This window comes from Neptunicoccus cionae, from assembly GCF_014643735.1.
In the GTDB taxonomy this organism is placed as follows: domain Bacteria; phylum Pseudomonadota; class Alphaproteobacteria; order Rhodobacterales; family Rhodobacteraceae; genus Amylibacter; species Amylibacter cionae.
In genome coordinates, this window is record NZ_BMKA01000004.1 from 201,047 (window position 1) to 222,177 (window position 21,131).

The following is a 21,131-nucleotide window of genomic DNA, read 5'->3' on the forward strand; positions in this document are numbered from 1 at the left end:
TGGATCAGACTTCCGTAGTAGAGGGAGAGAGCAGCGCGCGAATACGGCGCCAGACGCAAAACAGGGCGACAACGAAGAACACCGCAACGCAAATTTCAGCAACGATATAGGTCGGCCAGAGCGGCAGGCCGAGGATTTGGGATTCCTGACTGGTGCGCATCCTGTCAGCCGCCCCTGCGAAATCCCCTTGCAACAGAAGATTGCCGAGCGGTTCTTTGGACCCGCGTGCTTTGGAGAACAGCATGAACCACTGGCGGGTCAGGATCAGATAGGCAAGTGCCGCAAGAATCACATCACCGATAAGGTCGAGAATGCGGTTGAACCTGTTCCCGAACACCGGCTCGAACAGGTCGATTTTGATATGCCCGCGCTGGATCATCACCCACGGCAGGGCCGCGAACAGGGCAAAACCTACGCCGTAGGTCACCAGTTCTTCTTCTCCGAGGATCGGGCGCAGCCATGAAAAAGTTTCTGTCGTGTTGTCAAAAATGCGGCCGCCAAGTTTCAGCAGGATGCTAACGCAAGTCACGAGTGTCGCAAAAATCAGGCCCATGCCGCCAAGCAGGGCCAGTCCAGCCGCAAGCCGTGTCATGCCGCGTTCGGTACGTTCATAAAATGTCATGGGGATATCCGCTCGGGGTGTCCGGCCCCCCGCTTCGGGGACCGGACAGGTTTGGTTCAAGTCGGTTTACTGGTTTTCAGCGATCAGGCTTTTGGCCTGTTCAATAGCTGCCGCGCCATCAAAACCTTCTTCGTTCGCACGGGCAACCCAGCGATCGTAAACAGGTTGGGCCGCTTCAATCCAGCGCGCCACTTCGGCTTCGTCCAGCTGCACGATGTTGTTGCCTTCAGCTTTGGAACGACCGAACGCATCCGCATCCAACATGGCCTGTGCCGCTTTCGCACCCAGCGCCTTGCCGGTTTCAGCATCCAGAATGGCGCGCAGATCATCGGGCATGCTTTCATACACATCCCAGTTCATCGCCAGAACAAAAACTGCCGTATAAAGCGCGCGATCGCCGCCCAGTTCTGTGTGATTGCTCACCAGTTCGGCCAGTTTGATCGAAGGGGTCACTTCCCAAGGCACAACCGCGCCGCTGATCACACCTTTGGACATGTTCTCAGGGATCTTCGGCAACGGCATACCCACCGGCGTTGCACCGAGTTCGCCCAGCAGGTCCGTTACCAGACGGGTCGGTCCACGCATTTCTTTACCAGCAAGATCTTCCAGCTTGGCGATAGGCTCTTCAGAGTGGATCACACCGGGGCCGTGGACCCAACCGGTCAGGACCTTAACGTCTGCCAGTTCACCGTCCTGCAATTCGCTTTCAACCATGTCGTAATAGGCTTTGGAGGTGGCCACAGCGTTTTGCATGATGAAGGGCAGTTCGAAAACTTCGGTGCGGTTGAACCGGCCCGATGTATAGCCTGGCAATGTCAGAACAGCCTCAACCGCGCCATCTGCGGCCTGGTCGAACAAATCGCCCGGACGTCCGCCAAGGGACATGCTGTCATAGGGCTCAAGCTTGATGCGACCATCGCTGGCTTCTGCCAGACGCTCTGCCAATGGCACGAGGAATTTGGAATGCAGCGGGGCCTTCGCGGACATGAAGTGGTGCACGCGGATGGTGACCTCTTGCGCTTGCGCAAATGTTGTCGCGCTGGCGAGTGCCAAAGCTGTGATAGATGTTTTAATGAACCGGTTCATCGGATCCTCCCTGGGTTAACTTGATCGCTGATCCGCTTGCGCCTTGGTTGATGCAGGGTCGGTTTGGATCGCTATCATCTAGTCATAGAGCAAAAATGCCTTGGCATCGCAATAACCGTTTCGCCAAAGCCGATCAAGAGTCGTTTTAAATGCAACGATTTTTGCCGGCGACCCTGCTAACGGGTCGGGACCGAATTTTCGAACTTGCGGAACAGCAAAGTAATGATGCCAGCGATGATCAGATAGAACAGCGCCAGCAGCAGAAGCGGTTCATAAACGATCAACATGTCAGAGCGCACGCGGGACGAAACAGCATAGATTTCCACCACCGTAATCGTCGCGACCAGCGGTGTCGCCTTCAGCTGGAGAATGGTTTCACCGCCTAAAGTCGGCAGCACGTTGCGGATCGCTTGGGGCAGCCAGATGCGGCGGAACATGGTAAATCGGGGCATCCCGAAAGAGTTGGCTGCCTCAAGCTGGCCTTTGTTCACGCTAGAGAACGCGCCGCGCATAACCTCGCCCTCATAACCGGCGTAAGACAGGGTCAACGCAAGAACCGCATAGGGCCAAGCCTGACGCAGATAGGGCCACAGATCGCTGCCGCGAATCCACGGGATCTGCGGGAACAAGGAACCAAGCCCGTAATAGAGCAGCCAGATTTGCAGCAGCAGCGGCGTGCCGCGAATGACGGTGCAAAACACCCGTGCCGGCACGGCGAGATACCAAGGGCCAATGGCCTGCGCCAGCCCCAGTGGAATGGCCAGCAAGAATCCCAGAATACAAGTCACAACCAGAATCCAGACCGTGCGCCAAAGCCCTTCAAGAGCCAACGGCGCGTATTGCGGTATCCAGTCCCAACGCAGGGACATCGCACACCAGATCACAAAGATTGCGAATAGCACCATCATTACGATGCGGTGGGGTTGGAACAGGGCGCGTAAGGTCATCGGCTTTGCCCCGTCCGCAATGAAGGCTGCCCGCGCCGCGCCCATTTCTCGATGCGCCCGAACACCACCCCCGAAAGAAGTGTCACAATAAGATAAAGTGCACCTGCCGCCAGAAAGAAGGTGAAATAGGCACGCGTGCTGGCCGCGGCCTGTTTTGTTTCAAGGGTCAGTTCGCTAAAGCCGACAATCGCCAGGAGGGCCGTGTCCTTGGTCGCAATCAGCCAGAGGTTCGCCAGTCCGGGCACCGCAAAAGACATCATCGCAGGGATCGTCACGCGGCGCATAACCAGAAAGGCGGGCATCCCGTAGGCGCGCGCTGCCTCCATCTGGCCTTTGGGCACGGCCTGAATAGCGCCGCGCAAAATTTCTGTGGAATACGCGCCCTGCACGATACCCAGTACCCAGATACCGGCCACGACTCCGCTGATTTCAACACGGCCATAGCCCATCGCCTCGGACGCTTTGTTGATCAGATCGGTGCCCACGTAATAAAGAATAAGGATCAGCACCAGTTCCGGCACCGCCCTGATAACAGTCGTATAAATGCCGAGGAGGTCACGGATGACCACCCCGCCATAAAGTTTACCATATGCTCCGAAGAGCCCGATCACCAACCCCATGCCAAATGCGCCTAGGGCGATTTGGAGAGAGTTGACCAGCCCGCGTAGAAGGTTGCCGCCCCAGCCCGGAGGCGAAAGCGACAACAGTTCCATGCTCTGTGCAAGACCGAGCGTATCTAACAGAGTTTCCAAACCGGCGTCTTATCAGTAGATGCTGGTCGTGAAGTATTTAGAAGTGATTTCTGCGTGTGTGCCGTCATCCAAAATCTTCTTGATACCTGCGTTCAGTTGCTCGCGCAGGGCATCTTCGCCTTTGCGCACCCCGGCACCAACACCTTTACCAAGGATCGCCTGATCGTCCTTAACAGCGCCCTTGATCTCGCAGCAGCCGCCATTGTCGGAATTCACAAAATCCGCCATCGCGATGCTGTCAGCTTGGGTGGCGTCGATGCGACCCGCAACCAGATCCTGATTGGCCTCGTCCTGTGTTTGATACACGCGGATTTCAGCAGCATCCTTGAAGTGTTCGTTCACATAGGCCTGATGGATAGTAGAAGCCTGAATGCCGATGATCTTACCCGACAGCGAAGCTGCAGTAGGTTCGATATCCATAGATTTATCAGCAACAATAACAGCTGGTGTGTTGTAGTAAGGATCGCTGAAATCAATGGTTTTCATCCGCTCTGCCGTGATCGACATGGACGCCATGATCGCATCAATCGTGCCACTGGTCAGGGATGGAATGATACCGTCCCAAGCAACCGGTGTAATCACACAATCCATTTTCTCAGCTGCACAAACAGCGTTGATCACATCCACTTCCCAGCCATTCCAGTTGCCAGCGGCATCAACCGAAGCAAAGGGGGGATAGGGTTCGGCAGCGATGCCGATCTTAACTTCATCTGCGGTTGCAGCACCTGCGCCCAGCACCGCTGCTGCGACTGTCGCTTTGATGATATTCTTGAGTTTCATAGTATAGTCTCCTTGTTGAATGGGCCGGTTTACCAGCCTACGGTTTTTAAGAATTGCTGTAGTCGGGGGGATTTCGGATTGCCGAAAACCGCGTCGGGGGGGCCTTGTTCCTCGATCCGGCCCTCGTACAGATAGATGATATGTGTCGCCACTTCGCGGGCGAATTTCATTTCGTGGGTGACAAGCAACATGGTCCGCCCCTCGGCGGCCAGATCGCGGATCACGGTCAGCACCTCGCCCACCAATTCGGGATCAAGGGCGCTGGTCGGTTCGTCAAACAGCATCACGCTTGGATCCACGGCCAGTGCGCGGGCAATCGCGGCCCGCTGTTGCTGGCCACCGGATAGGAACGACGGAAAAGTCTCGGCCTTATCACCCAGCCCGACCCGATCCAGCAGAACCTTGGCCTTTTTGATCGCCTCGGCGCGGGGCATCTTCAGAACATAGACCGGAACCTCTATCACGTTTTCCAGAAGGGTGCGGTGGGTCCACAGGTTAAACGCCTGAAACACCATCGCCAAACGGGTGCGGATGCGTTCAAGCTGGCGGCGATTGGCGGGCGAGCCATCGGCGCGCATTTCTACATCTTCACCACTGACAGTAATGGTGCCGGACGTAGGCGTTTCGAGAAAGTTGATACAACGCAGCAGGGTGGATTTACCGGAACCGCTGCCACCGATAATAGCAACGACATCCCCTTTCTGGGCGGTCAGGGACACGCCTTTGAGGACTTCCAACGTACCAAAGGATTTGTGCAGATCCGTGACCTTGATGGCTTCGTCCGCAGTGTTTTGGCCGGCCTCTTGTGCGAGGTTGTCGTCCAATCCCATTTGTATCCCCCTCAATTCCTGTCTTGTAGTAATGCAAGATTCGGGTAATTATGCAAGCGTATAATTACTGTAGGAAAGCGCCCCCGTGTCTGAATCCCGCCCGAAATTCAGAAGAGAATCCGCCGCCCAGCGGAAAGAGGCGCTGATCCATGCCGCCCTCGATCTGATTTCCGAACAGGGTATTGGCGGGGCCACTGTGCGGGCCATTGCCCAAAGGGCTGACGTGACTCAAGGGCTGATCCGGCATTACTTTTCCAGCAAGGAAGAGCTGATTGCAGCCGCCTATGAATTCCACATGGACCAGATGACGGAACTGACAGCAACTCCTGTGGCCACGCCCGAAGTGTCTGCAAGCCACCGGCTTGGTACATTTGTTGCCGCCGGTCTGACGTCTCCGGTGATGGACACCCGTTCGGTCACGCTCTGGGCGAGCTTTATCAGCTCTTTGCGGAATGACGATGATATGCGTGCCATGCACCAGCGCACCTATTACAACTTTCGCAATCGGCTGGAAGCACTGATCGCGGACGCCCTGTCAGAGGCCGGAACGCCCGCGACCAAAGACGATTTACGCCGCATGGCCATCGCGGCAAACGCGGTGATTGACGGGCTGTGGATGGAGGGCGGCGCACTGCCCGAAGCCTTTGAAACCGGAGAGCTGGCACGCATCGGCCTGCGTTCCGTCGGGGCGATTATCGGGCTCAATCTGACCCCGATCATGCCAACACAGACGAACCAAGATTTACTTACAACTCAGGAAGGGTGAGCCATGAAACTTGCTGCAATCACAGACCGGCTTGCAGGGCTTGGCGGCGCGAAATGGGAAATCCATGCGCTTGCACGCAAACTGTCCGCGCAGGGGCGGGACATTATCGAACTGACCATCGGGGAGCCGGATGTTCCGACACCCGAAGTCCTCGTTTCCGCAGCGGTAGATGCGCTTGGCCAACATCGCACCGGCTATTCCAGCGGCGAGGGCGAACCGGGTCTTCGCGCCGCGCTGGCTGAACGCTACAGCACACGCAACGGACGTGAGATCACACCCGATCAGATCATGTGCTTTCCGGGGACACAGACATCTCTTTATACTATCTTCACCGGCATCGTAGAAACCGGCGATGAGGTTCTGGTGGGCGATCCGATGTACGCCACCTATGAAGGAGTGATCCGCGCAAGCGGGGCCGCAATGGTACCGGTTCCCCTGCGCCCCGAAAACGGATTTCGCATGCAGGCTGTCGATATCGAGAGCCGGATCACGCCGAAAACACGCGCAATCTTCTTGAATACGCCCCATAATCCGACGGGCTCTATACTTACTGACCAAGACATTAAGGCAATCGGCGCGCTGGCGAAAAAACATGATCTGTGGATCATCTCGGATGAGGTCTATGAGGACCTGATTTTTGACGGAAGCACGTTCACCTCCCCGCTGTCCTACCCCGATCTGGCAGACCGTGTGATTGTGGCGTCTTCTATCTCCAAATCCCACGCCGCCCCCGGTTTCCGCAGCGGCTGGCTTGTGGGGCCGGAGGCCTTTACCGCAGCGCTGTTGCCGCTGGCGGAAACCATGTTGTTCGGCAACCAGCCCTTCATCGCGGATATGACCGAAAAAGCCGTGCGGGACGGATCAACTGTGGCGGCGGGCATGTGCGAACGCTTCTCCAAACGGGCCGCACTTCTGGAGCAGCGGCTGTCAGGCGAAAGCGATCTGGTGGTCCATCGCCCTAATGCGGGTATGTTCGCGCTGATCAATGTGGCCTCCACCGGCATGAGCGGGCTCGACTATGCAAAACACCTGCTGGAACACGGCAACGTTGCAGTCATGCCCGGCAGTTCCTTTGGCGACTCCCTGAAAGACTGGGTGCGTGTTGCTCTGACGGTGGATGACGCCGCCTTTGACACGGCCTGCAACCGTATCATCAAGCACGCACATTCTTTGCAAATGGAAACAGTATGACCGACCCGACCTTTGAATTTACCCGCGCCATCACCCGCAAACCCGCCGCCAGCATCACCGAAGGCTTGCGCGCCGAGGACATCGGCACACCGGATCTCGAACGGATGCTTGCGGCCCATGCCCATTACGTCGAGACCTTGAAAAGGACTGGCGCGGAGGTGATCGAACTGCCCCCGCTGGAAGATTTCCCCGATGCAGTTTTCGTGGAAGATACGGCCCTGTGCCTGCCCCAAGGCGCGGTTCTGATGCGCCCCGGTGCGCCCAGCCGTATGGGGGAAGTGGCGGAGATGAGCCCGACCCTGCACCGCGTCTATGACGACGTGCGCCGGATCGAAGGACCCGGCCATATTGAAGGCGGCGATATTCTGGTCACAGGCCGCGAGGTTCTGGTGGGCCGTTCGGATCGCACAGATGAACAAGGCGTGGAAGAGCTGCGCAACATCATCAGCGAATGGGGCCACAAACTGCGAGAGGTCCTTACCCCGCCTGGCGTGCTGCACTTCAAAACCGATTGCTCGCTGCTGGACGGAGAGACTATTCTCTCTACCAAGCGCCTGGACGATTCAGGTTGTTTTGAAGGCTACCGTGTTCTGCACACCGCCGAAGGGGAAGAAGCGGCCGCCAATAGCATCCGTTTCAACCAGTTCGTACTTTGCCCCGACGGATTCCCCGAAACGGCAGAAATGCTCGATAAAGCGGGCTTTGAGGTGGTGCAGATCGACAATGCGGAATGCGCAAAACTTGACGGCGGCATGTCTTGCCTGTCGCTGCGATTCTGAAGTTAATAAAAATCGGAAAACTGACAGGCCGTCCTTTTTGCTAAGGGCGGCCTATTATGTATGAAAGCAATCCGATGACGCCTTTTTCCTTTTCGAGGTGACAGGTTTACGGCGGCTCAAAGGAGCTGCGTAACCATGCGGCACACCGGAAAAACCGCCCCTTTTTGCCAGTGACACCGCGGAGCCAACTTGCCATAGTCCTGCCAAATGAGGAGAAAACCATGACACATGACATTTGCATCGTCGGCAGTGGCCACACGAAATTTGGCCGGCTTGACGAAAATCTCGAGGATATGATCGTCGCCGCCACCCGTGAAGCGATTGAGGAAGCGGGCGTTGATCCGGGTGACATCGACGCATTGTTTCTGGGGCATTTTAACTCCGGTATGGTGAGTGACGGCTTTGCCTCTTCGCTGATCATGCAGGCCTATCCCGAATTTCGCTTCAAACCGGCGATGCGCGCGGAGAACGCTTGTGCCTCCGGTTCGGCGGCGATCCATGCGGGGATGAATGCGATCAAGGCGGGAAAAGCGAAAACCGTTCTGGTGGTAGGTGCTGAAAAGATGACCCACCGCCCAACTGCAGATATCACCACGGCACTGGCCGGTGCGGGGTATCAGAATGACACCACCGAAGCGGGGCTAAGCTTTCCGCAGGTCTTTGCGCTGGCGGCCAAGGCCTATGGCAAGCAATACGACAATCCACTGGATGCGATGGCGCAGATTGCCTCTAAGAACCATATGAACGCGATGGATAACCCGCTGGCGCAGATGCAAAAACCCTTCACCGTTAAGGATTGCAGCCAGATCACCAACCGCAACCCTGAAATCGCACCGCCCCTGCGTCTGACTGACTGTTCGCTGGTGACGGACGGGGCGGCGGCTGTTGTCCTGACCACCGGCGAAAACGCTGTGAACTTCCCAAAGGCTGCCGGTTTCCGCGCGGCGGCCCATGTCAGCGACACGCTGCCCATGTCTTCGCGCGACTTCCTGAAGTTTGAGGGACCGGAGCGTGCGTTTCAGAACGCCTTTGCAGAATCCGGCACGACCGTGAAAGACATCGACTTTGCCGAAGTGCATGACTGTTTCACCATCGCCGAGCTGCTCACCTACGAAGCAATGGGCCTGACCGAAAAGGGTCAGGGCGCTCGGGCTCTGGAGGACGGCACTGTACTGAAAGACGGCGCTTTGCCGGTGAACCTGTCTGGCGGGCTGAAGGCCAAGGGCCACCCTGTCGGCGCGACCGGTGTATCCATGCACGCGCTGGCCTTTCGTCAGGTGACGGGGCAGGCGGGCGGCATCCAGAAGGAGGGGGCAAACCTTGGTCTGGTCTTTAACATGGGCGGGTCCGGTGTGGCCAATTACGTCTCTGTACTGGAAACTGTAAAAGCGTGATGCCATGAACCTCGCCCATTGGTTGCACCAGACTGCGCGGGCCCGCCCCACGCGCCCTGCAATCCTTTTGGGCGAGGTTTTACACGCTACTTACGAAGAATTCGCAGCGCAAAGCTGTGCCATCGGCCAGCATCTTGCAACGCATTACAACATCCAAAAGGGCGACCGCGTTGCCCTTTTTACCAGAAATTGTGCCGAGTATCTGGAAATCCTTTACGGTGTCCTGTGGATCGGCGCAGTGATCGTGCCGATAAATCATAAACTCCACCCGCGGGAAGCGGCTTGGATCATTAAAAACGCAAAGGCATCGCTGGCGGTTACCGAAACCGGCGCGGAATTTGGGGACGAGGTTCCCCTCCCCTGCCCCGAGTTAGGCCTTGATGCCTTTCGCACGTTGCCCCGTGACAGATACCAGCCGCCACAACCCGTTGAACCGGAAGATGTGGCGTGGCTGTTCTACACCTCTGGCACCACGGGGCGCCCGAAAGGTGTGATGATCACCCATAAGAACATCCACGCGATGGTGGGCAGCTATACCCTTGATGTGGATCAGGTTTTCCCCGACGACGTTTCCCTTTATGCAGCGCCCATGTCCCACGGCGCGGGGCTTTATAACTTTCAATTTGTGCGCGCCGGTGCCTGTCATCTGATCCCGCCCTCCCAAGGGTTCGACCCTGCGGAAATCGCGACACTCGGGCAGCGTTTTGGAAATCTTGTGTTCTTTGCAGCCCCGACCATGATCAAACGGCTGGTGGAACACGCCAAAGCCGAAGGGTATGATGGCACGGGTAACCGTACAATAATATACGGTGGCGGGCCAATGTATCTGGCGGATATAGATCAGGCGTTAGACGTCCTTGGGCCAAAGTTCGTGCAGATTTACGGACAGGGTGAAAGCCCGATGACCATCACCGCCCTGCCCCGTGATTTGGTGGCGGACCGCACCCATCCGGATGCAAAGGCGCGGCGAATGTCAGTCGGTTTTGCCCAATCCTGCGTCAGCTTGCGCGTTGTTGATGAAGCCATGAACGATCTGCCCTGCGGTGAAACCGGCGAGATCATCCTGCGGGGCGATAGTGTTATGGCGGGGTATTGGGACAATGAGGAAGCGACCCGCAAAACCCTGCACGAGGGTTGGCTGAAAACCGGTGACATGGGCAGGCTTGATGATGACGGGTTTCTGACCCTGACAGATCGGTCCAAGGATGTAATCATCTCGGGCGGTAGCAATATTTATCCCCGCGAAGTTGAAGAAGTTCTGCTCGGCCATCCGGATGTGTTTGAGGTTTCTGTCGTAGGTGCCACAGATGACGAATGGGGCGAGATCGTCGTCGCCTTTATCGTATTCGAGCATGGCAAAAACCGTGACACGGAAGAACTCGATCAATGGTGTAAGGCGCAGATTGCGTCCTTTAAAAAGCCGAAACGCTATGAAATCGTGAATGCTCTGCCAAAAAACAGCTACGGCAAAGTGTTGAAAACAGAACTCCGGCAACGCTTGTGACCGTCTAATCGGGGCAATCGCGCAAAGGTGAAACAGCTTTCCCTTCGCATTCGGCCTGATCCGGCCTAGATGTGGTCAAAGAAGGCGAAGAGATGACCAGAGAGACAGACACAGAAAAGACCGTTCTAGTTCTGCAGGGCGGCGGTGCGCTTGGATCTTATCAAGCGGGCGCGGTAGAGGAACTGGACGCGCGCGGGCACCATCCCGATTGGGTTGCAGGCATTTCCATCGGCGCGATTAACGCAGCGATTATCGCAGGCAATCCGCCGGAAACCTGTGTTGATCAATTGCGGGCGTTCTGGACACGGATCACGGCGAACACTGCCTGTCTGACGCCGCTGAAATTTAACACCGCCCTGACTGTTTTCAACAACATCAGCGCAGCGGCGACCATGACGTCAGGCGCGCCCGGTTTCTTCCAACCCCGCATTCCCCCTGCCCCGATGCGTTTGCCCGGACAGCACGGTGCGGACAGCTATTACGACACTTCGGAGTTGCGCGAGACACTGTTGGAGCTGGTGGATTTCGACCGGCTGAACAACGGTCCAACCCGTCTGAGCATCGGTGCGGTTAATGTGGCCACGGGCAACATGACGTGGTTTGACAGCGCCCGCGAAACCATTCGCCCCGAACATGTTATGGCCAGCGGCGCCCTGCCGCCGGGATTTCCAGCGGTGGAGATCGAGGGTGAGTTTTACTGGGATGGTGGACTGGTGTCCAATACGCCGCTGAAATACGTGCTCGACCATCCCGGTGACAGCGACGAGTTGTGTATCTTTCAGATCGACCTGTTCAACGCACGTGGCCCCGTGCCGCAATCGGTCTGGGATATTGAATCCCGCGTTAAGGATATCCGGTACTCCAGCCGTACACGTTTCAACACCGAAATGATGAAACGGCTGCACCAGCAGCGCGAAGCAGCGGACAGGTTGTTCAGAAAACTGCCCAAAGAGCTGCAAAACGATCCCGATGCCCGCGCGCTGTTGTGTGAGGAAGACGAACCGGATATCGCAATCGTACACCTGATTTACCGACAGGCCCGATACGAAGGCGGCTCCAAAGATTACGAGTTTTCGCGCAATTCAATGCTGGACCGTTGGGCCGCAGGACGCGAAGATGTGATGGAAACCCTGACCCATCCGGATTGGGAAAATCGCCACAAGTCCGAAGGGCGGATCGGTATTTACGATCTTGCAGGGGACAGATGGAATAGAAACAGGACCGCAGAGGAAGCGAAATGAACCTTAAAGACAAAGTTTGCATTATTACCGGCTCTGCCAGAGGGATCGGGGAATCTATTGCACGGCGTTACATGGAAGACGGCGCGAAAGTTGTTATTGCGGATCTGGACCTTGATGCCGCCAAAGACACCGCGTCGCGGCTAAGCGGTGAATACCCCGGCGAGGCGATCGGCGTTGCAATGGATGTTACCGATGAAGACGCCGTAAACGCCGGCGTGGCCGAAGTGATCGACACTTGGGGGCAGATTGATGTTCTGGTGTCCAACGCAGGTGTTCAAATTGTCCACAAGGTAGAGGATTTCCCCTATTCCGCTTGGAAGAAAATGCTGGCGATCCATCTGGACGGGGCGTTCCTGACCACCAAAGCCTGCCTGCCCCACATGTATAAAGCTGGGGGCGGATCGGTCATTCTGATGGGGTCGGTGCATTCCAAAGAAGCCTCGCCGCTGAAATCTGCTTATGTGACCGCGAAGCACGGATTGCTGGGGCTGTCCCGTGTGATTGCCAAGGAAGGTGCTGCCCACGGGGTGCGCTCCAATGTGATCTGTCCGGGTTTTGTGAAAACGCCGCTGGTGGAAAAACAGATCCCCGAGCAAGCCAAAGAGCTGGGTATTTCCGAAGAAGAAGTGATCAAAACAGTTATGCTGGGCAAAACAGTGGATCAGGAATTTACCACCGTGGAAGACGTGGCCGAAGTGGCGCATATGTTCGCCGCCTTCCCCACCAACGCGCTGACCGGACAGTCGCTGGTGGTCAGCCACGGCTGGTTTATGGAATAGCCGAAGGAGCCGACGCAAACCGCAGGCTAACCCGCAAACCCGGCTCGTTTGACGATAGCGTCAGGCGGGCCTCGTGCAAATCTGCGATGACCGACACAAGGCTAAGCCCAAGACCGCTGCCCGACGTGGTGCGGCTTTGTTCCAGCCGATAGAGGCGGCGCAACACGTTGTCGCGTTCTTGCTCCGGGATGCCCGGACCCTTGTCGGCCACGCTCAGCACGATGTCTGCTTCGGACCGCTCCAGCCGGATATTAACGGGCGTGCCTTCTGGCGTGTGGCGCAGGGCGTTTTCAATCAGATTGGCAAGCACCTGACCTAACAAAGCCTTGTCGCCCATCACCTCAAACCTGTGATCTGCTGGTGCCTCTATCGTCAGATGATGGCCAGTTTCCTCCGCAGAGGGTTCATAGACTTCGACCAAAGTTGCCGCCAGTTTGGCCAGATCGACGGGGGCAAAACGGGACTTCGGGCTGCCTCCCTCGATCTGTGCGATCTGTAGTAAGGACTGAAAGGTCGCGACGATCCCTTCGGTTTCCTGTCCCGCGCGGTGCATCAGATCCTCCAGTTCCGGCGGCAGGTCCGGCATCTCGCGCGCTTGGTTCAGCATCACCGCGACCCGCTGAATCGGGGTTTTCAGATCGTGGGCTATATCGGCAGACACCTGTTTTAGGGCTGCCACGGAAGACTGCTGCGCCTGTCCCATCCGGTCCACATGGGTCGCAATGGACGACAGGTCATCGGTGCGCCCCGACAGTTTTGGCACCCGCGCCCCAAGGTCCCCGCCTGCCATTTTGTCCAGCGTATCCCCGATCGCCCTGATCCGACGCGCCGTGCGCCGCGCCAGAACCAGCCCCGCAGTCAGACCGATAGCGGTTGTTGGCAGCACGCTCAACAACAGAATGTTAATGAAAAAATCGCTCAGGTTATCAATCTGTGCGCGACTGATGGCGATGGTCAATTTGCCCCCGTAAAGCGGGCGGCTGACCGCCAGATAGGTCAGTTCTGACAGGTCATCGTCTTTTGAAATTGACAGCACGCGAAACCCGTCCCCCGTCAACGCAACATAGCCGTTGCCATAGTGCCGCCCGTCTGGCGCAGAATAGCTGAGGATACGGCGATCAGATCGGGTGACGGCGGCTTCGGCTTTCACCAGTGCAGCCACAGCACCCGCGGTCGGGGCGGCTTGGAACCCCGCAAATTCCTGCGTCAAATCCGATTGCATCGCTTGTTGCATGGAATCGCGGATAACCAGATAGGCCGCCCCGAGGCTGAGCAGGCTAACCAACGCAAACATGGTGATCAGCCCGACGGTCAGACGCAGCGGGGAGGATTGCAAAAGGCTGATATATCGGGGCGCGCGTTCAGCCATAAATCAAGGGGCCTCAATCCGGTAGCCCGCACCACGCACGGTTTTGATCAACTCTGTGTCGAAGGGTTTATCCACCTTGGCTCGCAAGCGGCTGATATGGGTTTCCACCACATTGGTCTGGGGATCAAAGCTGATATCCCACACCGACTCCAGCAGCATGGTTCGGGTTTGAACGCGGTTCTTGCGCCGCAGCAGGTGTTCCAGCAAGGCGAACTCCCGTGGGAGAAGGTCGATCTCGACATCTCCGCGTGTGACTTTGCGCCGGATCAGATCCATCGTCAGATCGCCCGCGTAAAGTGTATCTTCCTGTGCGGCCATCTTCGGTCGACGTGCCAGTGCTGCAACCCGTGCGGACAGCTCTCCGAAGGCGAAGGGTTTGATCAGATAATCATCCGCCCCCGCGTTCAACCCGTCGATCCGGTCATCCACCCCGCCAAGCGAGGTCAGGAATAGAACCGGCGTCAGGTTCTTTGCTCCGCGCAGGGTTTTAACAATGGACAGCCCGTCCAGATCAGGCAGCATCCGGTCGATCACCAGAATATCAAAATCCGCCGTGCTCGCCCGGATTAACCCGTCGCGACCGTTTTCTACCAGATCAACGGTGTGGCCTTCTTCGCGCAAACCGTGGGCGACATAATCACCGGTGGTTTTATCATCTTCGATCACAAGAATTTTCATCCGGCCTTCCCGTATAATCCACGCCACAGCGCAAGCGGTTGTGCTGCTGTAACACCGATAGAGCCTAGCGCAGAGAGCCCTTCTGCAAAGATTACAAATTTGTATAGCAACTGCAAAGTCATCCTTAGTTACATGCCCCATCTCCTTTGAACAGAGACAAGACTACGGAGAGTATCACATGACACCGACCTATTTATCCAAACCCCGCAAAACCCTGACAGCAGCCCTGATGGCTGCAACCATTGCCACGGGCGGCGCAATGGCCCTGTCCCCGGGCGCAGCCCTTGCAGTCCCCGCAGGAGGCTATGGCGATCTGGTTGAAACCGTTAGCCCGAGCGTGGTTTTCATCGAAGTTACCCAAAAAGCCATGCCGGCTTCTGCTGACAGCAAACTTCTTCAGCAGTTCCAGAACCGGTACGGCCGCCAGATGCCCGTCCCCCCGCAAAGCGCCCCTAAAACGGGTCTCGGCTCAGGCTTTATCATCAGCGCCGATGGTGACATCGTGACCAACCATCATGTTGTAGCCGACGCTGATGAAGTGAAAGTAAAGATGGCCGATGGACGAAGCTTCACCGCCACTGTTGTTGGAAGCGATCCGCTCACCGATATCGCGTTGCTGCGGATTAAAGCCGACGTTGAATTGCCGGTTGTGAAATTCGGCAGCTCTGAGGACATCCGTGTTGGCGATGAAGCGATTGCTGTCGGCAATCCGTTCGGGTTGGGTGGCACAGTGACTACTGGCATCATCTCGGCTAAATCCCGAGATATCAGATCGGGACCTTTTGACAATTACATCCAGACAGATGCAGCAATCAATCGGGGCAATTCCGGCGGCCCCTTGTTTAATGCGGACGGTGAAGTGATCGGGGTAAACACCGCGATCTTCTCGCCGGACGGCGGATCGGTCGGCATCGGATTTGCGGTTCCCGCAGATATGGTGAAAACAATCGTGGCCGACTTGGCGGAAGATGGCACCATAGATCGTGGTTGGCTTGGTGTTCAGATCCGTCCGATGAGCGATGAAGTTGCGGCAGTCCTTGGGTATGACGCCCCGAAAGGCGCAGTTATTGAGGCAGTTCAGGCTGACAGCCCTGCTGACAAGGCAGGATTGAAGGCTGGTGACATCGTTATGTCCTTCGCCGGTAAAGAGATCGCAACCCTTCGCGATCTGCCCCGTGCGGTCGCTGGCGCCCAGCCTGACAGTGAGCAGACAGTCACTGTTTTGCGCAAAGGAAGCGAACTGACTGTTGACGTTCAACTCGGCCAACTGCCTAAACAGGACGCTTGATCAAAGATTGCCGTACTCGGATGGTCTGCAGTCAGCCTGTCCTTTACGGCACCCCTTCTACCATGCTTGCCCCAAACAGGCGGGTATTAGGGCTACGGACACCGGCACCAACAGGTGCCGGTGTTCACGTTTTATCACAGTTATTTAAGCCTTGTTTATATTGTGCCTCTTTGCATAGAATCCATTTACAATTGGTCAACGAGGGCGCTTTTAAGCAATTTTTACGACGATAACCGCCGGGCCTTGAAGGGTTTACCCGCTCAAAGCGTCACACAGTGATCTTTATCTCATCGAGTACACCGTATTCCTGCTCCAAAGCGTGGTGCAGCTCATTGAAAAGATGTGTTTGAATGTAGTTCGCTACAAACCGGCTCGGAGCCAGAACCTCCGCTTTGCGGTCTTTGCAAGCCTTGAGGCTTAGGCGGGAGTACCAGTTCTTGAAAATCGCTTCGTCTTTGGCCTGCAACGTTCGTTGGACGGCACGCCATGTGCCTTCGCCCTCTGTTCTGGAATCGGGTTCGGAGGACGGCACCGTTGCGGTCCCGAAATCTATCTTAACCACGTTCTCTGTGCGATGCGGAAAGTAACCTGCCATACGCTCCGAAAAATCGGGGCCGATGGTTTCCCACTGATCCGCCGACAATTTCGCGATAGCAGCGAGGTTCAACACATAGGCCCCTACCCTGCCCCGAACACCCTGCCGTTTACAGGTCAGGATATTACAATCGAGCAATCGCTTGATTTCCCGTTTTACCGTTCGCTCATTTACGGCCCACATACGCGCCATATCCCGCTGACCAACTGACAGTTCGTTCGCCCGCCAGTTATACCGCGCTGTTACCAACGCAGTAAGTCTAAGAACGGTCATTTGCTGGGTTGCGGTGCCGTTCAACCCGATTAGGGTCAGAGCTGTGAGAATGTCATATTTAAGCGCCCCGGCTTCGGGGCCGGTTAGTCGCTTGGGTTCCATAGTTCGCCTGTCATACTGTCTGCCTCTGGTGCGATCGACTTTTTTTTGGTGTCGATTCTGTCTGCATCTGGAGAAGGCACGAAATCCCGTTATTTGTCAATCGCTTTGAAATATCGGGAAAACCCAAATAAATCTTAGAAAAGAGGAATAGATAAGGTTTATTGGTTAAGGGGGACATCTAGAGTGTCACCTTATCGGGCCGTTGGTGTCACCCTATTTGCCAATATTACTGCGAAGCTGTCCCCATATTTTTCGCTCTATCCTGCGATCCCGTCCAATTTTCCTGTTTTTCACCCGAATCGGGGAATTACAGGAAAATATCCAAAATTCGCTTTTGCTCTTTCTGTCAATTCCCGTTATTCAACATCTATGTGGCAAAAACAAGAGTAGAGCAATGCGCAATCATAAAGACCTACAACAGATGAATGAACGCAGTCTCGCCCAACAGGCAGCGGTGAGACGTTCAACCTTTTCCCCCGGAGAAGTGAAAACTCTCCGTCCTTTCTCTATATGGGAGATTAGCCAGTTTATGTTCGATGTGTCAGCCGACACGTTGCGTAAAAAGTTGATGGATGACCCCTCCCTGCCCCAAGGGGTCACGGAAGAGGACGGCCGTCAGCGGTGGTTTTCCCTTGAAGAAATTAACGAGCTGCGCCGCCGTGCAAAGTTCCGCGGCAAGACGCTTCTTCCAAAGCGCCCGAAAGGTCGCGCGATGCGGGCCGCTGTATCGAACTTTAAAGGGGGTGTCGGGAAAACTGTCGTGGCCCAGCATCTTGCCAATGCCGCAGCACTGGACGGGTATCGCGTGCTTTGCGTGGATTTCGATCCTCAAGCAACATTGACCCACTCAATGGGGCTGACCGAAGTTAAGGAGTGGAACACCGTCTGGGGCATCATGTGTCGTGATCTCTGCCGCGAGGCAGATCGCATCATTGAAAGCTACGACGATCCCGACGACTGCCCCTACCCTTCTTCGGAAGAATTGCCTGATGATGTGCGTTCTATCGGTGCGCAACGGGTTCAGGATTTTATCCAGCCTACCTGCTGGCCGACGATTGATATTATCCCGTCCTGCGCCAACGCGGCCTTTGTTGAATTTGCATCTGCGCAATACCGTGCCCTGCACAAAGCCTGGAGCTTCTTCGGGTGCATGGCCCGTTATCTGGATGAACTGCCCGACGATCAATATGACATCATCATTTTTGATTGCCCGCCAGCGATCGGATACCAATCCTTAAACGCCGCGTTTGCAGCGGACATTCTGTATATCCCATCCGGTCCGGGCTATTGGGAATACGACAGTACAACCAGCTACCTGGGACAGCTTGGGGATGCGATGGCAGATATTTCTGACGGGTTTGGCGCCTTGGCGGAGGATGCGGGGATCACTCTGCCCAAAGCTTTTGCTGATATCCGCGTTTTGATGACGCGATTTGAAAACACCAATCCGCTGCATGCTGCCATGATGGATGCCTTCCGAAATGTCTTTGGCGCGGATGTTTGCCAGAACCCGATTGAGATGACCCGTGCGGTCGAACAGTCGGGACGGTTTCAGATGTCTGTCTATGAACAGGACTATCGCCACATGACGCGCGAAACGTGGAAGCGGGCGCGACACAGTTTTGATCGGGCCTACGGCGAGTTTCTGGGAACTGTGCTCGACGCTTGGGACAAGAGAAACAGCAGTGAGGGAGCGAAGTAATGTCATCAAAGAACAAATTCGGGTTTGGCCCTTTGGATACCACGGGCCCCGTGTCCCGCAGATCACGCAGCGTTGGTCCAATGGGCGCAGCGGTGCGCGAAGCGGCGGATAGTTTGCAGGAAACCACCGAAGCTAAGGTTGAGCAGCGCCGTTTGAACGCACGAGACGCCAAGGAATTTCGCGAAGCTGCTGAACAAGGGCGCGTGTTGCAGGCCTTAGCTCTGTCGGAAATTTCAACTGATGAATTGCCACGGGACCGGCTTGAACTGGAAGCGGTTGCTGTATCCGCCGAGATGGATGAACTAAAAGCCTCCATTCGGGAGCGTGGGCAAAAGGAACCTATTGAGGTTTTTCTAGGTGCTAATGGCGGATATCAACTTAAGAAGGGTTGGCGCAGGTTTACCGCACTGTCCCAACTTCTGGAAGAAACCGGCGACGCCCAATTCGAAACTATTTTGGCGCGGGTGGATCGTGCGGAAGATGATCGAATCACGCGCTATATAGATATGGTCGAAGAAAACGTGGTCCGTGAAGATCTGACTTTTGCCGAGATGGCACAAGTTGTTATCGCGGCGGCGCAGGATGATCAGGTTGACGGCAGTGATCCTGACGCGCTGGTTGGGCGATTGTATGCGTCGCTTCATAAAATGAAGCGCTCTTATATTCGCAGTTTTGTTTACCTGCTGACAACGCTTGGCGACGCGCTTCAATGGCCAAAAGACATTTCTCGCAACCTCGGAGCAGAGGTGGCGCGGGCGTTGAAGTCGGGGCAGGGCGATGTTGCAGCGCTTCGCCAATCGCTCGCGAATTGTGCGAACCGTGATGCGCAGGCGGTGGTATTGGCGGGATTTGTCTCCGGCGCAAAATCTGTTGGCACCACAAAAACCATCAAGAGCGAGCCGAAAGAGAAGTTCGAATTTCATGTCGGTGAATTGAAAGTCACGGCCCGAAACGGAGAGTGCCGGATCGTGGGGCGGGTTGATTTTGCAGGCGTCCCCAAGGATCAATTGGAACGTGCCATCCGCGCCTTTAATGCGGCGCTGGATGAATAAAGTAACCCGCGGGTTACTATGCAGGAGGGGTAATCCGCGGGTTACCCCTTTTCCTTTGCCTTCATGGTGAAAAAAGCCATTTCATGGTATATTGTCAACATTTCAATAACCTTTCTGTTATTTTTCAGATACTTAACCAATTTGCTGCCATGTCATCCATCTTTTGGCGCAAAAAGGCGCAGTAAGGCCGGATTCTAGGCAAACCGGTCTCCGGCGCGCCGAAAGAGCCCTCCAGCCTGTTCATCGAAACTTGCGCTAAGCTTCTGTTCTTTATAGAGAAGCCACCAGTTCAACACGTGGCGTCGTCACAGGCTTGCAAAAAATCTTGACCTGTTGGTCAGACTCATCGTTACATGTTGCCATCCAGAGGGAGATAAACCGTGAAAATAACAAATAAAATGAACCGTCGCCATTTCTTGGGGACGAGTGCAGCAACTTCATTGTTAATCGGTACAGTCGGGGCAGGGCGCGTTTTTGCCGCCGAGCCGATTAAAACAGCCGGCGTTTATACGGTTCCGGTAGAACAGCAGTGGGTCAGCCGGATCCACAAAGCGGCTGTGACCGCGCAGGATCGGGGCGATATCGATTACTCGTTCTCGGAAAATGTCAGCAACACAGACTACGCCCGCGTGTTGCGCGAATATGCCGAAGCTGGCAACAAGCTGATCATTGGCGAAGTTTTCGGCGCCGAACAAGAAGCCCGAGAAGTTGCGGCGGAATATCCTGATGTGGCTTTCCTGATGGGGTCCAGTTTCAAGGAAGACGCCGCGCTGCCGAACTTTGCGGTGTTTGATAACTACATTCAGGATGCGTCCTATCTGTCCGGTATCATTGCCGGTTCCATGACAGAATCCGGCAACATCGGTCTGGTCGGTGGATTCCCGATCCCCGAAGTAAACCGCCTGATGCACGCTTTCATGGCTGGCGCTAAGGAAATGAACCCTGACATCAAATTTCAGGTCAGCTTTATCGGCAGCTGGTTTGATCCGCCCAAAGCGAAAGAAACAGCCTTCGCAATGATCGAAAACGGCGCTGATGTTTTGTACGCAGAACGCTTCGGCGTGTCGGATGCAGCCAAAGAAAAAGGCGTGCTGGCAATCGGCAACGTGATTGATACGCAGGCGGAATATCCCGAAACGGTTGTGGCGTCCGCGATCTGGCATTTTGAACCAACGCTCGACAAAGCCATTGCCGAAGTACAAGCGGGCAGCTTTAAGGCGGCTGATTACGGTGTCTATTCCTTCATGGGCGAAGGCGGGACAACCCTTGCACCACTCGGGACGTTCGAGGGCAAAGTGCCTGCGGAAGCTATGGACCTTGTGAAGTCGCGCGAAGCTGAGATCAAATCCGGTGCTTACACGGTAGAGATCAACGACGCCGAGCCAAAGTCATCCTGACCTC

The 21,131-nt window shown here is 55.9% G+C and carries 20 protein-coding genes; 11 read left to right on the forward strand and 9 right to left on the reverse strand.

Going from position 1 to position 21,131, the window contains the following annotated elements; all coding sequences use genetic code 11:
* Positions 1-4: 4 nt before the first annotated feature.
* The 6 genes from IEX10_RS14910 to IEX10_RS14935 form a co-directional block, all read right to left on the reverse strand.
* Entirely contained in the window at positions 5-622 is a 618-nt protein-coding gene (locus IEX10_RS14910) for a TRAP transporter small permease (RefSeq protein WP_188676995.1), read from the reverse strand.
* Positions 623-688: 66 nt separating this feature from the next.
* Positions 689-1,708, reverse strand: coding sequence for a TRAP transporter substrate-binding protein (locus tag IEX10_RS14915; protein ID WP_188676998.1), 1,020 nt, complete (start codon positions 1,706-1,708; stop codon positions 689-691).
* A 176-nt stretch (positions 1,709-1,884) separates the two neighbouring features.
* Complete coding sequence (locus tag IEX10_RS14920; protein WP_188677002.1) at positions 1,885-2,655, reverse strand: ABC transporter permease; 771 nt, start codon at positions 2,653-2,655, stop codon at positions 1,885-1,887.
* Entirely contained in the window at positions 2,652-3,368 is a 717-nt protein-coding gene (locus IEX10_RS14925; RefSeq protein WP_373287542.1) for an ABC transporter permease, read from the reverse strand. Before IEX10_RS14925 ends, IEX10_RS14920 begins: the two co-directional genes overlap by 4 nt.
* A 51-nt stretch (positions 3,369-3,419) precedes the next feature.
* On the reverse strand, positions 3,420-4,187 hold the full coding sequence (locus IEX10_RS14930) for a transporter substrate-binding domain-containing protein (RefSeq protein WP_188677008.1): 768 nt from the start codon (positions 4,185-4,187) through the stop codon (positions 3,420-3,422).
* A 29-nt stretch (positions 4,188-4,216) separates the two neighbouring features.
* Positions 4,217-5,017, reverse strand: coding sequence for an ABC transporter ATP-binding protein (locus IEX10_RS14935; RefSeq protein WP_188677011.1), 801 nt, complete (start codon positions 5,015-5,017; stop codon positions 4,217-4,219).
* Positions 5,018-5,102: 85 nt separating this feature from the next.
* Here IEX10_RS14935 and IEX10_RS14940 point away from each other — a divergent pair, with 85 nt between their 5' ends.
* The 7 genes from IEX10_RS14940 to IEX10_RS14970 all read left to right on the forward strand — a co-directional run bounded on the left by IEX10_RS14940 (position 5,103) and on the right by IEX10_RS14970 (position 12,671).
* Positions 5,103-5,783, forward strand: coding sequence for a TetR/AcrR family transcriptional regulator (locus IEX10_RS14940; protein ID WP_188677014.1), 681 nt, complete (start codon positions 5,103-5,105; stop codon positions 5,781-5,783).
* A gap of 3 nt (positions 5,784-5,786) precedes the next feature.
* A complete protein-coding gene (locus IEX10_RS14945; RefSeq protein ID WP_188677017.1) occupies positions 5,787-6,974 on the forward strand; it encodes a pyridoxal phosphate-dependent aminotransferase in 1,188 nt (395 codons plus the stop codon).
* Positions 6,971-7,753 carry a dimethylarginine dimethylaminohydrolase family protein gene (locus IEX10_RS14950; RefSeq protein WP_188677020.1) on the forward strand — a complete coding sequence of 261 codons (783 nt, stop codon included), beginning with the start codon at positions 6,971-6,973 and terminating at the stop codon, positions 7,751-7,753. The genes IEX10_RS14945 and IEX10_RS14950 overlap by 4 nt, the downstream gene beginning before the upstream one ends.
* 221 nt (positions 7,754-7,974) lie before the next feature.
* A complete protein-coding gene (locus IEX10_RS14955; protein WP_188677022.1) occupies positions 7,975-9,147 on the forward strand; it encodes an acetyl-CoA acetyltransferase in 1,173 nt (390 codons plus the stop codon).
* A gap of 4 nt (positions 9,148-9,151) precedes the next feature.
* Entirely contained in the window at positions 9,152-10,651 is a 1,500-nt protein-coding gene (locus tag IEX10_RS14960) for a class I adenylate-forming enzyme family protein (RefSeq protein ID WP_188677025.1), read from the forward strand.
* A 92-nt stretch (positions 10,652-10,743) separates the two neighbouring features.
* Entirely contained in the window at positions 10,744-11,892 is a 1,149-nt protein-coding gene (locus tag IEX10_RS14965) for a patatin-like phospholipase family protein (protein ID WP_188677029.1), read from the forward strand.
* Positions 11,889-12,671, forward strand: a complete 783-nt coding sequence (locus IEX10_RS14970; RefSeq protein ID WP_188677032.1) for a 3-hydroxybutyrate dehydrogenase — start codon at positions 11,889-11,891, stop codon at positions 12,669-12,671. The genes IEX10_RS14965 and IEX10_RS14970 overlap by 4 nt, the downstream gene beginning before the upstream one ends.
* Here the strand turns inward: IEX10_RS14970 and IEX10_RS14975 are convergent.
* Both IEX10_RS14975 and IEX10_RS14980 read right to left on the reverse strand, forming a co-directional pair.
* Positions 12,661-14,040 (reverse strand): HAMP domain-containing sensor histidine kinase, encoded by a 1,380-nt coding sequence (locus IEX10_RS14975; protein ID WP_188677035.1) that lies wholly within the window; start codon positions 14,038-14,040, stop codon positions 12,661-12,663. The genes IEX10_RS14970 and IEX10_RS14975 overlap by 11 nt on opposite strands.
* A 3-nt stretch (positions 14,041-14,043) precedes the next feature.
* Entirely contained in the window at positions 14,044-14,718 is a 675-nt protein-coding gene (locus IEX10_RS14980) for a winged helix-turn-helix domain-containing protein (RefSeq protein ID WP_188677038.1), read from the reverse strand.
* Between the two features lie 178 nt (positions 14,719-14,896).
* Here IEX10_RS14980 and IEX10_RS14985 point away from each other — a divergent pair, with 178 nt between their 5' ends.
* Positions 14,897-16,006 carry a Do family serine endopeptidase gene (locus tag IEX10_RS14985; RefSeq protein WP_188677041.1) on the forward strand — a complete coding sequence of 370 codons (1,110 nt, stop codon included), beginning with the start codon at positions 14,897-14,899 and terminating at the stop codon, positions 16,004-16,006.
* Positions 16,007-16,274: 268 nt separating this feature from the next.
* Here the strand turns inward: IEX10_RS14985 and IEX10_RS14990 are convergent, their stop codons facing one another.
* Positions 16,275-16,976, reverse strand: a complete 702-nt coding sequence (locus tag IEX10_RS14990) for a DnaA N-terminal domain-containing protein (protein WP_188677044.1) — start codon at positions 16,974-16,976, stop codon at positions 16,275-16,277.
* A gap of 394 nt (positions 16,977-17,370) precedes the next feature.
* Here IEX10_RS14990 and IEX10_RS14995 point away from each other — a divergent pair, with 394 nt between their 5' ends.
* The 3 genes from IEX10_RS14995 (at position 17,371) to IEX10_RS15005 (ending at position 21,127) form a co-directional block, all read left to right on the forward strand.
* Positions 17,371-18,678, forward strand: coding sequence for an AAA family ATPase (locus IEX10_RS14995; protein ID WP_188677046.1), 1,308 nt, complete (start codon positions 17,371-17,373; stop codon positions 18,676-18,678).
* On the forward strand, positions 18,678-19,730 hold the full coding sequence (locus IEX10_RS15000) for a ParB/RepB/Spo0J family partition protein (RefSeq protein ID WP_188677049.1): 1,053 nt from the start codon (positions 18,678-18,680) through the stop codon (positions 19,728-19,730). Before IEX10_RS14995 ends, IEX10_RS15000 begins: the two co-directional genes overlap by 1 nt.
* A 398-nt stretch (positions 19,731-20,128) precedes the next feature.
* Positions 20,129-21,127, forward strand: a complete 999-nt coding sequence (locus tag IEX10_RS15005) for a BMP family protein (protein WP_188677387.1) — start codon at positions 20,129-20,131, stop codon at positions 21,125-21,127.
* Positions 21,128-21,131: the final 4 nt, after the last annotated feature.

Excerpts from the sequence above, each read along its gene's own strand:
- IEX10_RS14935 (WP_188677011.1), bottom strand. The coding sequence starts at position 5,017 with ATGGGATTGGACGACAACCTCGCACAAGAGGCCGGCCAAAACACTGCG.
- IEX10_RS15005 (WP_188677387.1), top strand. The coding sequence starts at position 20,129 with ATGAACCGTCGCCATTTCTTGGGGACGAGTGCAGCAACTTCATTGTTA.
- IEX10_RS14915 (WP_188676998.1), bottom strand. The coding sequence starts at position 1,708 with ATGAACCGGTTCATTAAAACATCTATCACAGCTTTGGCACTCGCCAGC.
- IEX10_RS14955 (WP_188677022.1), top strand. The coding sequence starts at position 7,975 with ATGACACATGACATTTGCATCGTCGGCAGTGGCCACACGAAATTTGGC.
- IEX10_RS14970 (WP_188677032.1), top strand. The coding sequence starts at position 11,889 with ATGAACCTTAAAGACAAAGTTTGCATTATTACCGGCTCTGCCAGAGGG.
- IEX10_RS14990 (WP_188677044.1), bottom strand. The coding sequence starts at position 16,976 with ATGGAACCCAAGCGACTAACCGGCCCCGAAGCCGGGGCGCTTAAATAT.
- IEX10_RS14965 (WP_188677029.1), top strand. The coding sequence starts at position 10,744 with ATGACCAGAGAGACAGACACAGAAAAGACCGTTCTAGTTCTGCAGGGC.
- IEX10_RS14985 (WP_188677041.1), top strand. The coding sequence starts at position 14,897 with ATGACACCGACCTATTTATCCAAACCCCGCAAAACCCTGACAGCAGCC.
- IEX10_RS14930 (WP_188677008.1), bottom strand. The coding sequence starts at position 4,187 with ATGAAACTCAAGAATATCATCAAAGCGACAGTCGCAGCAGCGGTGCTG.
- IEX10_RS14995 (WP_188677046.1), top strand. The coding sequence starts at position 17,371 with ATGCGCAATCATAAAGACCTACAACAGATGAATGAACGCAGTCTCGCC.
- IEX10_RS14925 (WP_373287542.1), bottom strand. The coding sequence starts at position 3,368 with ATGGAACTGTTGTCGCTTTCGCCTCCGGGCTGGGGCGGCAACCTTCTA.
- IEX10_RS14950 (WP_188677020.1), top strand. The coding sequence starts at position 6,971 with ATGACCGACCCGACCTTTGAATTTACCCGCGCCATCACCCGCAAACCC.
- IEX10_RS14975 (WP_188677035.1), bottom strand. The coding sequence starts at position 14,040 with ATGGCTGAACGCGCGCCCCGATATATCAGCCTTTTGCAATCCTCCCCG.
- IEX10_RS14920 (WP_188677002.1), bottom strand. The coding sequence starts at position 2,655 with ATGACCTTACGCGCCCTGTTCCAACCCCACCGCATCGTAATGATGGTG.
- IEX10_RS14980 (WP_188677038.1), bottom strand. The coding sequence starts at position 14,718 with ATGAAAATTCTTGTGATCGAAGATGATAAAACCACCGGTGATTATGTC.
- IEX10_RS14910 (WP_188676995.1), bottom strand. The coding sequence starts at position 622 with ATGACATTTTATGAACGTACCGAACGCGGCATGACACGGCTTGCGGCT.
- IEX10_RS15000 (WP_188677049.1), top strand. The coding sequence starts at position 18,678 with ATGTCATCAAAGAACAAATTCGGGTTTGGCCCTTTGGATACCACGGGC.
- IEX10_RS14960 (WP_188677025.1), top strand. The coding sequence starts at position 9,152 with ATGAACCTCGCCCATTGGTTGCACCAGACTGCGCGGGCCCGCCCCACG.
- IEX10_RS14945 (WP_188677017.1), top strand. The coding sequence starts at position 5,787 with ATGAAACTTGCTGCAATCACAGACCGGCTTGCAGGGCTTGGCGGCGCG.